Here is a 12,353-nt window from a genome sequence, read left to right on the forward strand (position 1 = left end):
GCCGGGGGTTGCGGCTGCCGCGCCCCGGCCGGGAAGCGGAGGACGCGGTCGTCGTCCGCCGCCGGGCTGCCCCGGCCGTCCCGGTTGCTGGTGGTCACCCAGAGCGCGCCGTCCGGGGCCACCTCGACGGTACGCAGGCGGCCGTAGGCCCCCTGCAGCACGGCGGTCGGCGTGCCGACCCGACCGGCGGCGTCAACGGGTACGGCCCAGAGCCGCGCTCCCCGCAGCGCCGCGACGAACAGCGTGCCAGCGGCGAAGGCCGCCCCGCTCGGTGACGCCTCCGCGGGTGACCAGACGACGACCGGGTCGCGGAACCGGGGATCGCCGCTGCTGCCCTCGACGACCGGCCAGCCGTAGTTGGCGCCCGGCACGATCCGGTTCACCTCGTCCCAGGTGCTCTGGCCGAACTCGGTGGCGAACAGCCGCCCCCGCCGGTCCCAGGCGAGACCCTGCACGTTGCGGTGACCGTAGCTGTAGACCAGCGAACCGGGGAACGGGTTGTCCGCCGGCACCCCGCCGTCCGGCCGCATCCGCAGGATCTTGCCGTTCCGGCTGGCCAGGTTCTGCGCGTTGGCGGGGACGACGGCGTCACCGATGCCGGCGTAGAGCATGCCGTCGGGGCCGAACGCGATCCGGCCGCCGTCATGGGCGGCCGCCCGGGTGACACCGCTGAGGATCACCTGGAGGGACTGTGGCGCGTGGAGCCGGAACCGCGCGATCCGGATGTCGGAGGCGGTGGTGTAGCAGACGTAGACCAGCCGGTCCCGCCGGAACGTGGGGGAGACGGCCAGCCCGAGCAGGCCCGCCTCCCCACCGGCGACCACGCCGGCGATCCGGGCGACCTGACGTGGCGGGGCACCGGGCCGGACCCGCACGACGGTGCCCAGGTCGCGCTGGGCCACCAGCGCGCTGCCGTCGGGCAGGAAGTCGAGCCCCCAGGGCGCCGCCAGGCCGGCGGCGACCACCTGCGGGTTCGTGAAATCGAAGCCGGCCGGGACCGGCGGCCGTCCGGTCCCGACCGGCGGCTGCCGATCCGCCCGGGCGTCCGTGCCGCCCAGCCCGACGGCGAGCACGACGGCGGCGACGGCGGCGACGATCCGACGCATGTGAACTCCTCGGTTTCGTCCCCGACCGCGCCGGGGCATTGCCGGTAGGCCTGGATGATGACGGCCCGCTGCTGAGCAGAACGCCCCTGACCTGGGAATAGTTGCGGGTCACCCGCGCCGGCTGGGGAGCAGGTGTGCCCCGGATGGCGGGGATCAGCCGGTCCGGCCCGATCGGCCGGTCGACCTGGTTTGCCGGGGGGGCCGGCCCGGGGCATTGACGGTGATCCGCCAGGCCGGTAGACCTTGGTGATGGAGGCTCGCCGATGAGGAAAGCTCCGCTCACGCTGGAAGAACTGCGGGTCGCCATCCGGGGCGGCGAGATCGACACGGTGGTGCTGGCCCTGACCGACATGCAGGGCCGGTTGCAGGGCAAGCGGTTCCACGCCCCCTTCTTCCTGGACGAGGTGGTCCGGCACGGCAGCGAGGGCTGCAACTACCTGCTCGCGGTCGACGTCGACATGAACACCGTCGACGGGTACGCCATGTCGAGCTGGGAACGCGGCTACGGCGACTTCGCCATGCGGCCGGACCTGGCCACCCTGCGCCGGGTGCCCTGGCAGCCGGGCACCGCGATGCTGCTGGCCGACCTGGAGTGGCTGGACGGCTCCGGCCCGGTGGTCGCCTCGCCCCGGCAGATCCTGCGCCGCCAGCTCGACCGGCTGGCCGCGCACGGGCTGACCGCGTACGCCGGCACCGAGCTGGAGTTCGTGCTCTTCCGCGACTCGTACGAGGACGCCTGGCGGCGCGGCTACCGCGAGCTGACCCCGGCCAACCAGTACAACGTGGACTACTCGCTGCTCGGCACCGCCCGGGTGGAGCCGCTGCTGCGCCGCATCCGCACCGAGATGGCCGGCGCGGGGCTGACCCCGGAGAGCGCCAAGGGCGAGTGCAACCTCGGCCAGCACGAGATCGCCTTCCGGTACGACGAGGTGGTGGCCTGCGCCGACCACCACGTCATCTACAAGAACGGGGCCAAGGAGATCGCCGCCCAGGAGGGCATGTCGATCACCTTCATGGCCAAGCCGAACGCCCGCGAGGGCAACTCCTGCCACATCCACTTCTCGCTGCGCGACGCCGACGGCCGCTCCGCGATGCTCGGCGACGGGCCCGCGCACCTGTCGGTGACCGGGCAGCGAGTGCTGGCCGGGCTGCTCGACACCATGCGCGAGCTGAGCCTCTTCTTCGCCCCGAACGTCAACTCCTACAAGCGCTACCAGCCCGGCTCGTTCGCCCCGACCGCGCTGCGCTGGGGCACCGACAACCGCACCTGCGCGCTGCGGCTGGTGGGGCACGGGCAGGGGATGCGGGTGGAGAACCGGGTGCCCGGCGCGGACGTCAACCCGTACCTGGCGATCGCCGCCCTGGTGGCCGGGGCGGTGCACGGCATCGAACGGGAGCTGGAGTTGGGCGAGGAGTGCAGCGGCAACGCGTACGACGACCCGGCCGCCGAGCGGGTCCCCGCCACCCTCCGCGACGCCCTCACCCGGTGGGAGTCCTCGGCCGTCGCGAAGGACGCCTTCGGGGACGAGGTGGTCGCCCACTACGCCAACCAGGCGAAGGTCGAACTGGCCGCCTTCGACGCCGCCGTGACGGACTGGGAACTCGTCCGTGGCTTCGAACGCCTCTGAGGCCGCCCGCCTCGGCCGCCCGTCGGGCCGGCGCGGGACGGGCGCGACGCGCCGGGACGACAGCTGCGCAGACACCGCGGAGAGGGCAGGGTGGGACGGGTGACCGACGTGCGTAACCCGGCGACCGGGGAGATCCTGCGAAAGGTGCCGGCCAGCTCGCCGGCGGAGGGGGACGCGGCGATCGGGCGGGCCGCGCGGGCGTACGAGAGGTGGCGGGGCATGGCGCCGGGCGACCGGGCGCGGCTGCTGCGCCGGTTCGCCGCCGTGGTCGACGCGCACCTGGAGGAGCTGGCCCGGCTGGAGGTGCACAACGCCGGGCACACCATCGGCAACGCCCGCTGGGAGGCGGGCAACGTCCGGGACGTGCTCGACTACTACGCCGGCGCCCCGGAGCGGTTGACCGGCCGGCAGATCCCGGTGCCGGGCGGGCTGGACGTCACCTTCCACGAGCCGCTCGGCGTGGTCGGGGTGATCGTGCCGTGGAACTTCCCCATGCCGATCGCCGGCTGGGGCTTCGCCCCGGCGCTCGCCGCCGGCAACACGGTGGTGCTCAAGCCCGCCGAGCTGACCCCGCTGACCGCGCTGCGGCTGGGCGAGCTGGCGGTCGAGGCGGGCCTGCCCGAGGGGGTGTTCACCGTCCTGCCGGGGCAGGGCGGCGTGGTGGGGGAGCGGTTCGTCACCCACCCGGCCGTGCGCAAGGTCTGCTTCACCGGCTCCACCGAGGTCGGCACCCGGATCATGGCCGGCTGCGCCGAACAGGTGAAGCGGGTGACCCTGGAGCTGGGCGGCAAGAGCGCCAACCTGGTCTTCGCCGACGCGGACCTGGCGAAGGCGGCGGCCACCGCGCCGTACGCGGTCTTCGACAACGCCGGCCAGGACTGCTGCGCCCGCTCCCGCATCCTGGTCCAGCGCAGCGTGTACGACCGCTTCCTCGAACTCCTCGAACCGGCCGTGCGCGCCTTCCGGGTGGCCGACCCGGCCGCCGAGAGCACCGAGATGGGGCCGCTGATCTCGGCCGCGCACCGGGACCGGGTCGCCGGGTACGTCGACGGCGCGAAGGTCGCCTTCACCGGCTCGTGCCCCGACGGCCCCGGCTACTGGCACGCCCCGACCGTGCTGCTCGCCGAGTCGCCGGCCGACCGGCACTGGCGGGAGGAGGTCTTCGGGCCGGTGGTGTCGGTGCTCCCGTTCGACGACGAGGCCGACGCCGTGCGGCTGGCCAACGACACCGAGTACGGCCTGTCCGGGTCGGTCTGGACCCGGGACGTCGGCCGGGCGCTGCGGGTGGCCCGCGCCGTCGAGGCGGGCAACCTGAGCGTCAACTCGCACTCCTCGGTGCGCTACTGGACCCCGTTCGGCGGGATGAAGCGCTCCGGCCTCGGCCGTGAGCTGGGCCCGGACGCGCTGCACGCCTTCACCGACGTCAAGAACGTGTTCATCAGCACAGAGGAGTGACCAGCGTGCAGGGACGACTTCAGGACCGGGTGGCCGTGGTGACCGGGGCGGGCAGCGGGATCGGGCTGGCCACGGTGCGGCGCTTCGCCGCCGAGGGCGCGCGGGTGGTCTGCGTCGACATCGACGCCGAGGCCGGCAAGCGGGCGGCCGACGAGGTCGGCGGCGAGTTCGTCGCCTGCGACGTGGCCGACGAGGCGTCCGTCCGGGACCTCTTCGACGGCGTGGTGCAGCGGCACGGCCGGGTCGACGTGGCGTTCAACAACGCGGGCATCTCCCCGCCCGACGACGACTCCATCCTGGAGACCGGCCTGGACGCCTGGGAGCGGGTGCTGCGGGTCAACACCACCAGCGTCTACCTCTGCTGCAAGTACGTCATCCCGCACATGCGCCGGCAGGGCAGGGGCTCGATCATCAACACCGCCTCCTTCGTCGCGCTGATGGGGGCGGCCACCTCGCAGATCGCGTACACGGCGAGCAAGGGCGGGGTGCTGGCGATGACCCGGGAACTGGGCGTGCAGTTCGCCCGGGAGGGGATCCGGGTCAACGCGCTCTGCCCCGGCCCGGTCGCCACCCCGCTGCTGCTGGAGCTCTTCGCCGCCGATCCGGAGCGGGCCGCCCGCCGGCTGGTGCACGTGCCGATGGGGCGGTTCGGCGCCCCGGAGGAGATCGCCGCCGCGGTCGCCTTCCTGGCCAGCGACGACGCGTCGTTCATGACCGCCGCGCAGTTCGTGGTGGACGGCGGTATCACCGGCGCGTACGTCACCCCCCTGTGAGCGCGAGGAGTGAGCCGGGTCTGCGTGCCCCGCAGTCGCGAACGGTGCTGGCCCGGTGAGCGCGAGGAGTGAGCCGGGTCGAGCCCCGCGGTCGCGAACGGTGCCGGCCCGGTGAGCCGCCCGCTGATCGGGATCAGCGCGTACGTGGAGCCCGCCGCCTGGGCGGTGTGGCGGGACGTGCCGGCGACCCTGGTGCCGCAGGCGTACGTCCGGGCGGTCAGCGCGGCCGGCGGCCGGGCCGTGGTGCTGCCCCCGGACGACGTGGACGCCGACGTGGTCCGGGTGCTCGACGGGCTGGTCCTGGCCGGCGGCGCCGACGTCGCCCCGGAGCGGTACGACCAGCCGCCCGACCCGCGTACCGAGCCCCGGCCGGACCGGGACGCCGGCGAGCTGGCGTTGCTCGCCGGCGCGCTGGCCGCCGACCTGCCGGTGCTGGGGATCTGTCGGGGCCTGCAGCTGTTGGTGGTCGCCCACGGCGGGGTGCTGCACCAGCACCTGCCGGACGTGGTCGGCCACGACCGGCACCGCCCGGCCCCGGGCCGGTACGGCGCGCACCCGGTCCGGGTCGCGCCGGGCAGCCTGGCCGGGGCGGTGATGGCCGGGGTGGACCGGGTCAACTCCTACCACCATCAGGGGGTCGCCGACCCGGGGCGGTTGGTCGCCACCGGCTGGGCGGACGACGGGGTCGTCGAGGCGGTCGAGGATCCGCGCCGGCGCTTCCTGCTCGGGGTGCAGTGGCACCCGGAGAACGAGGCCGACCCGCGCCCGGTCACCGCCCTGGTCCGGGCCGCCCGTTCCAACTGATGGGAACGGGCGTCCCACTCTTCGGCGACGGGTGCGAGGATGGCCGGCATGGGGAAGGTGTATCCGGAGATCGGCGGGCGGCTGCGGGAGTTCATCGAGGCGCAGCCGGTGTTCTTCGTGGCCTCCGCCCCGTCGGACGGGCACGTCAACGTCTCGCCCAAGGGGATGCGCGGCACCTTCCTCGTCGTCGACCCGCTGACCGTGGCCTGGCTGGACTACCACGGCAGCGGCGCGGAGACCCTGGCCCACCTGCGGGAGAACGGGCGGGTCACCGTCATGTTCTGCGCGTTCACCGGCCCGCCCAAGATCGTCCGGTTGCACGGCCGGGGCGTCGCCACGCCGCTCACCGACCCGGGCTTCCCGGCCCTGCTCGCCGGCTTCCCGGACCCGCCCGACCCACACGCCGTCCGCAGCGTGGTGACGGTCGCCGTCGACCGGGTCAGCGACTCCTGCGGGTACGCGGTGCCGCTGATGGACTACCGCGGCGAACGCGACCTGTTGATCGAGTGGGGTTCCCGTCGCACGGACGAGGACCTGGCGGCCTACCGGAGCAGGAAGAACGCCGCCAGCATCGACGGCCTGCCGGTCTTCTGACCCGCCGGCCCGGCCGGCCGGGCCCGCTCCGGATGAGCGGTCCGCCGCCGGTGACGGCAGGATGAGACCCAGGTAACCAGCGTCCACCGGGACCGATGCGTTACGTTGCCGATCCGTCTGGGTAGAAGGCGGGGCACGGCCGGTGAACGCCGAGGCGTCGCGGGGCACGGCCGGAGCGGGAGGATGCATGAGCTCGGCCCAGGTGGGCGAGGGCGAGCGGAACTCGTCGGGTCGGTCCGGCGACGGCTCACTCCCTCCGCAGCTCGCCGAGGCGTTCGCGGCCGGTGGCGAGATGGGCCGGAGGCTGGCCGGGTACGACTGGTCCCGCACCCCCCTCGGCACCCCCGACACCTGGCCCGCGGCGCTGCGCCACGCGGTCAGCATGATGCTCGCCTCCCGCGCCCAGATCGCCATGTTCTGGGGTGCGGACCACCGGACCTTCTACAACGACGCCTACCTGCCCACCATCGGCACCAAGCACCCGGGCGTCATCGGTCAGCCGGCCCGCGAGCACTGGACCGAGACCTGGGACGTGCTCGGCCCGGTGCTGGACGGCGTGCTGCGCACGGGTGAGCCGTACCACGGAGAGGACCACCCCTTCGTCATCGACCGGCAGGGCTTCGTCGAGGAGGTCTACTTCGACGTCTCGTACGACCCGATCCGGGCGGCCGACGGGCGGGTCGACGGCGTCTTCTGCTTCGTGAACGAGACCACCGGCCGGGTGCTCGGCGAGCGCCGGCTCCGGGCGCTGGCCGAGCTGGGCTCCCGGCTCGGCGAGGCGCGCACCGTGGCGGAGGTGGGCCGGATCGCCGCCGAGGTGCTCGACGGGTACCGCTCCGACATCCCCTTCGCCCGCCTCCGGCTCCACGACGACACCGGTCAGCTCGCGCTGGGCGGGTGCAGCGGCACCGGCCCCGGGAACGTCCCGGGCGAGGCGCCGCCCGCGCTGCTGCGGGTCGCCGAGGAGGGCGTCGCCGCGGAGATCGACGTGGCCGACCTGTTCGGCACGGTGCCGCCGGAGGCCGCCGACCGGGCCCTGGCGCTGCCGCTGACCGCCACCAACGAGCCGGCCGGGGTGCTGGTCGTCGGCGTCTCCCGGCGGCTGTTCCTCGGCGACGAGTACCGCAACTTCTTTGACCTGGTGGCGGCGCAGATCTCCCGGGCCGTCGGGCAGCAGCGGGCGTACGCCCAGGAGCGGGCCCGCGCTGCCGAGCTGGCCGCGCTCGACCGGGCCAAGACCAACTTCTTCGCCAACGTCAGCCACGAGTTCCGCACCCCGCTGACCCTGGTCCTCGGGCCGCTGGAGGAGATGCTCGCCGATCCGGCGCTGCCCCCGGCGTACACCGACCGGCTGACGGTGATGCACCGCAACGCGCTGCGCCTGCTCAAGCTGGTCAACACGGTGCTCGACTTCTCTCGGCTGGAGTCCGGCCGGCTGGCCGCCCACTACCAGCCCACCGACCTGGCCGACTACACCTCCCGGCTGGTGAGCACCTTCCGCTCCGCCGCCGCGCGGGCCGGGCTGAGCCTGGTGGTCGACTGCCCGCCGCTGCCCGGGCCGGTCTTCGTCGACCGGGACATGTGGGAGAAGATCGTCCTCAACCTGGTGTCGAACGCGCTGAAGTTCACCTTCGACGGCGAGATCCGGGTGCGGATCCGGGCGGTCGACGGCGTCGCCCGGCTGGAGGTCAGCGACACCGGCGTCGGCATCGTGCGCGAGGAGCTGCCGCACGTCTTCGAGCGCTTCCACCGGGTGCCCGGCGTGCGCTCGCGTACCCATGAGGGCACCGGGATCGGCCTGGCGCTGGTCCGCGAGCTGGTCGAGATGCACGGCGGCCGGGTGGTGGTGAGCAGCCGGGTGGACGAGGGCAGCACGTTCACCGTGACGGTCCCGTTCGGCTCCGCGCACCTCCCCGCCGACCGGGTCGCCAGCGGCGCGCCGGCCCCACTGGCCGCGCCGCAGCAGGCCCGGCTCTACGTCGCGGAGACCGCGATCTGGGGCGACGGCGGCGACGTCGCGCACCCGCCGAAGCCGGACGACCGGGCGGTGACCGCCGGCACCGGCCGGATCCTGCTCGCCGACGACAACGCCGACCTGCGCGAACACGTCACCCGACTGCTCGGCCCGTCGTACGACGTGGTGGCGGTGCCCGATGGCGTGGCAGCGCTCGAACAGGCGATGGAGGGCTCCTTCGACCTGGTGCTGACCGACGTGATGATGCCCCGGCTGGACGGCTTCGGCCTGGTCACGGCGCTGCGGGCGAACCCGCGGACCCGGCACGTGCCGATCGTGCTGCTCTCCGCCCGGGCCGGCTCCGCCGAGGCGGTCGCCGGGCTCTCCGTCGGCGCCGACGACTACCTGACCAAGCCCTTCTCCGGGCAGGAGCTGATCGCCCGGGTCCGGGCCAACGTCGAGCTGGGCCAGCTGCGCGGCGAGATCATCCGCCGGCTCCGGGCGCTGGCGGACGCGGCGGTGGCGGTCAACACGGCCCGGTCCACCGCCGAGGTGGTGCAGGTCGCCGCCCGGCACGCGCTCAGCCTCGCCGAGGCGGCCCGGGTGCTCGTCACCACCGCCGGCGCCCGCCACGAGGTCGACGCCGGCGGGACCGTGCCGGCCGAGCCGTCGCACGTGCTGCCGCTGACCGGCACCGTCGGCGCGCAGCTCGGCGAGCTGCGGGTGTGGCACTGCGAGGGCAACGGCACCGAGCAGGCCGCGCTCACCGAACTGGCCCGCCTGGTCGGGGTACGCCTGGAGAACGCCCAGCTCTACGAGGCCGAGCACCGCATCGCCACCACCCTCCAGCACAGCCTGCTTCCCCGGACACTGCCCCAGCTGCCCGGCGCGGTGGTGGCCAGCCGCTACCTGCCCGGCAGTGCCGACGTGGAGGTCGGCGGAGACTGGTACGACGTGATCGGGGTCGCCGACGACGAGGTCGTGCTGGTCATCGGCGACGTGGTCGGCAAGGGCGTCCAGGCCGCCGCCGCGATGGGCCAGCTGCGCAACGGGCTGCGGGCGTACCTGTTGGAGGGCTACGACCCGGGGGAGTCGCTGACCCGGCTGAACCGGCTGGTTGGCTCGACCGAGCGCCAGTCCTTTGCCACCGTCGTGTGCCTCTGGTTCTCCCCGCGCACCGGCCGGCTGCGGTACGCCAGCGCCGGCCACCCGTCCCCCCTGCTGATCCGAGGAGACGACGTGGCGTTCCTGCACGAGGCGGCGCTCGGTCCGCCCATCGGCGCCATCGCCGGCACCACGTACCGCACCGTCGAGGGCGAACTGGCCCCCGGCGGCCGGCTGCTGCTCTACACCGACGGGCTGGTCGAGGACCGGCAGGTGGGCATCGACGAGGCGTTGGCCCAGCTCCGCCGGGACGCCGCCGTCCGGGGCGAGCACGTCGCCGACCTGGTCGACGCCGTGGTGGAGCGGGTCGCCGAGCGGACCCGGCACGACGACGTCGCGGTGCTGGCGCTGGAGGCCGTCGAGCTCAACCGGTTCGCGCTGCGGCTGCCGGCCGACCCGACCCGGCTCAGCGTGCTGCGCAGGCGGCTGGAGGACTTCCTGGTCGCCCACCGGGTCGGCGAGACCGACGTGTTCGACCTGACCGTGGCGGTCTCCGAGGCCGCCGCGAACGCGATCGAGCACCCGGTGGCGCCCACCCACCCGACGATCAGCGTCGAGGTGGCCATCGCCGACCGGACGGTGGTGGCGACGGTGCGCGACAGCGGCCAGTGGCGCGAGTCGACCGGGGCGGGCTTCCGCGGCCGCGGGCTGGCGCTGATCCAGGCGCTGGGCGAGCTGACGGTCAGCCGGGGCGCGGACGGGACGGAATTGCGACTGACCCGGCGGCTGCGGGACTGAGGCCGGCCCCAGGGCATCCGGCGCCGGTCAGTCTCGGCGCAGCCAGTCCTGCTCGCCGAGGCCGGAGATCTCCAGCACCCGGGCGACCTGCCGGGACGGCAGCACGGCCAGCCGGCCGGGAACGCGCTGGGCGAGCTGGACGACGGCGTGGATGGCGGCCGAGTCGAAGAACGTCACGGCCCGCAGGTCCAGCGTGACCCGCGCGGCGGGCTCGCGCAGGGCGGCCTGGAGCATGGTGTCGGCGGTCGCCATGTCGACCTCGCCGGTCACCACGACGTGGAGGTGGTCGCCGTCGAGCTCCGCGCTCGCGGAGAAGACGGGAGGTGCTCCTCCTTGATCCACGCAGCCACAATGGCACAGCCGTATGCGCACGGCAACAACCGTCGCGGCCCGGCCGTGGCGGGGGTCACCGCAGGGCTCGGCGATAGGCTGTCGCCATGACCGTCCGTGCGCCGCTGACCCCAGGCACGCTCTCCCCGTGGCGAGCGGTTCCTGGCCACATCGTCCGTCCGGAGTACGTGGGCAAGAAGCGTCCGCAGGAGTGGCGTGGCTCGCACGTGCAGACCCCGGAGATCATCGAGAAGATGCGGGTCGCCGGTCGGCTCGCCGCCCAGGCGACCCAGCTCGCCGGCGAGCACTGCAAGCCGGGGGTGACCACCGACGAGATCGACCGGGTGGTGCACGAGTTCCTCGTCGACCACGGCGCCTACCCGTCGACCCTGGGCTACAAGGGCTTCCCGAAGTCCTGCTGCACCAGCCTCAACGAGGTGATCTGCCACGGCATCCCCGACTCGACCGTGCTCCAGGACGGCGACATCATCAACGTCGACGTCACGGCGTACCTCGACGGGGTGCACGGCGACACCGACGCGACGTTCTGCGTCGGGGAGGTCGGCGAGGAGGCCCGGCTGCTGGTCGAGCGCACCCACGAGGCGATGATGCGCGGCATCAAGGCGGTCAAGCCCGGCCGCCAGATCAACGTGATCGGCCGGGTCATCGAGTCGTACGCCAAGCGGTTCGGCTACGGCGTGGTGCGGGACTTCACCGGTCACGGCATCGGCGAGGCCTTCCACAGCGGCCTCTACGTGCCGCACTACGACAGCCCGCGCCCGACCGACATCATGGAACCGGGGATGACGTTCACCGTCGAGCCGATGATCACCCTCGGCACCTACCAGTACGACATGTGGGACGACGGCTGGACGGTGGTCACCAAGGACCGCAGGTGGACGGCCCAGTTCGAGCACACCATCGTCGTCACCGACGACGGTTACGAGATCCTGACCCTGCCGTGACCGAGACTCCAGCCGCGTTGCGCGAGGCGCACCACGCGGACGTGTCCGGCGGCTGGCTGCGCCCGGCCGTCTTCGGCGCGATGGACGGGCTGGTCACCAACATCGCCCTGATCGCGGGCGTCGGTGGCGGTGGCGTCTCGCCGCGCAGCATCGTGCTCACCGGCACCGCCGGCCTGGTCGCCGGCGCCATCTCGATGGGGCTGGGGGAGTACACCAGCGTCCGCTCGGCCAACGAGCAGGTCGCCGCCGAGGTGGCCAAGGAACGGCGCGAGCTGGAGCGGCACCCCGAGGCGGAGGCCCGCGAGCTGGCCGACGCGTGGGTCGCCCGGGGCCTGCCCCGCGACCTCGCCACCCAGGTCGCCGAGGCGGTCCGGCGCAACCCGGAGGAGGCGCTGCGGGTGCACGTCCGGGAGGAGTTGGGCGTCGACCCGGACGAGCAGCCCAGCCCCTGGTCGGCGGCGACGTCGTCGTTCCTCTGCTTCTCGGTCGGGGCGCTGGTGCCGCTGCTGACCTACCTGCTCGGTTTCACCAGCCTCTGGCTGGCGCTCGGCGTCGGCGCGGTGGGGCTCTTCGTGGCCGGGGCGATCGTCGCCCGGTTCACCTACCGCCCCTGGTGGACCAGCGGCCTGCGCCAACTCCTGCTCGGCACCGCCGCCGCCGCGGCCACCTACCTCGTCGGCGCCCTCATCGGCATCCAGGGCGGCCTCAACTAACCCCAATGCCGTTCAGTTAAGGGGGTGGGTTGGTTGTCAACGCCGTCGTGTTGAGGATCTTGATGGCGATGGTGTGGTGGTAGTTGGTGCGGTCGATGGCGCCCTTGGCGCGGTGTTTGGAGATGGCGC

Annotated in this window: 9 protein-coding genes and 1 pseudogene; 8 read left to right on the plus strand and 2 right to left on the minus strand. The window is 73.8% G+C overall.

Features of this window, described 5'->3' with window-relative positions; genetic code table 11:
• Positions 1-131: 131 nt before the first annotated feature.
• Positions 132-1,145, minus strand: a pseudogene (locus tag KBX37_RS15960) (sorbosone dehydrogenase family protein); the annotation flags it as partial.
• 224 nt (positions 1,146-1,369) lie between these two features.
• Between KBX37_RS15960 and KBX37_RS15965 the strand changes: the two are divergent.
• The 6 genes from KBX37_RS15965 (at position 1,370) to KBX37_RS15990 (ending at position 10,216) form a co-directional block, all read left to right on the plus strand.
• Entirely contained in the window at positions 1,370-2,734 is a 1,365-nt protein-coding gene (locus KBX37_RS15965) for a glutamine synthetase family protein (protein WP_210776737.1), read from the plus strand.
• A 99-nt stretch (positions 2,735-2,833) separates the two neighbouring features.
• Positions 2,834-4,189: an aldehyde dehydrogenase gene (locus KBX37_RS15970; RefSeq protein ID WP_210776738.1), complete on the plus strand. Its 1,356-nt coding sequence runs from the start codon at positions 2,834-2,836 to the stop codon at positions 4,187-4,189.
• A gap of 5 nt (positions 4,190-4,194) precedes the next feature.
• Complete coding sequence (locus KBX37_RS15975) at positions 4,195-4,962, plus strand: 3-oxoacyl-ACP reductase (protein ID WP_210776739.1); 768 nt, start codon at positions 4,195-4,197, stop codon at positions 4,960-4,962.
• A gap of 111 nt (positions 4,963-5,073) precedes the next feature.
• Positions 5,074-5,766 carry a gamma-glutamyl-gamma-aminobutyrate hydrolase family protein gene (locus KBX37_RS15980; RefSeq protein ID WP_210776740.1) on the plus strand — a complete coding sequence of 231 codons (693 nt, stop codon included), beginning with the start codon at positions 5,074-5,076 and terminating at the stop codon, positions 5,764-5,766.
• 48 nt (positions 5,767-5,814) lie between these two features.
• Positions 5,815-6,360: a pyridoxamine 5'-phosphate oxidase family protein gene (locus tag KBX37_RS15985; protein ID WP_210776741.1), complete on the plus strand. Its 546-nt coding sequence runs from the start codon at positions 5,815-5,817 to the stop codon at positions 6,358-6,360.
• A gap of 187 nt (positions 6,361-6,547) precedes the next feature.
• A complete protein-coding gene (locus tag KBX37_RS15990) occupies positions 6,548-10,216 on the plus strand; it encodes a SpoIIE family protein phosphatase (RefSeq protein ID WP_210776742.1) in 3,669 nt (1,222 codons plus the stop codon).
• Between the two features lie 27 nt (positions 10,217-10,243).
• On the opposite strand, the gene KBX37_RS15995 is transcribed toward KBX37_RS15990, so the two are convergent.
• Positions 10,244-10,558: an STAS domain-containing protein gene (locus tag KBX37_RS15995; protein WP_210776743.1), complete on the minus strand. Its 315-nt coding sequence runs from the start codon at positions 10,556-10,558 to the stop codon at positions 10,244-10,246.
• Between the two features lie 95 nt (positions 10,559-10,653).
• Between KBX37_RS15995 and map the strand changes: the two genes are divergently transcribed.
• Together map and KBX37_RS16005 are read left to right on the plus strand one after the other, a co-directional pair.
• Entirely contained in the window at positions 10,654-11,511 is an 858-nt protein-coding gene (map, locus tag KBX37_RS16000) for a type I methionyl aminopeptidase (RefSeq protein ID WP_210776744.1), read from the plus strand.
• Complete coding sequence (locus KBX37_RS16005) at positions 11,508-12,224, plus strand: VIT1/CCC1 transporter family protein (RefSeq protein WP_210776745.1); 717 nt, start codon at positions 11,508-11,510, stop codon at positions 12,222-12,224. Before map ends, KBX37_RS16005 begins: the two co-directional genes overlap by 4 nt.
• The last annotated feature ends 129 nt before the right edge of the window (positions 12,225-12,353 follow it).

Source organism: Micromonospora sp. U56, from assembly GCF_018070095.1.
In the GTDB taxonomy this organism is placed as follows: domain Bacteria; phylum Actinomycetota; class Actinomycetes; order Mycobacteriales; family Micromonosporaceae; genus Micromonospora; species Micromonospora purpureochromogenes.

What these genes read in the sequence shown, in the direction of transcription:
- KBX37_RS15965 (WP_210776737.1), top strand. Translation starts at nt 1,370, where the DNA reads ATGAGGAAAGCTCCGCTCACGCTGGAAGAACTGCGGGTCGCCATCCGG.
- KBX37_RS15985 (WP_210776741.1), top strand. Translation starts at nt 5,815, where the DNA reads ATGGGGAAGGTGTATCCGGAGATCGGCGGGCGGCTGCGGGAGTTCATC.
- KBX37_RS15990 (WP_210776742.1), top strand. Translation starts at nt 6,548, where the DNA reads ATGAGCTCGGCCCAGGTGGGCGAGGGCGAGCGGAACTCGTCGGGTCGG.
- map (WP_210776744.1), top strand. Translation starts at nt 10,654, where the DNA reads ATGACCGTCCGTGCGCCGCTGACCCCAGGCACGCTCTCCCCGTGGCGA.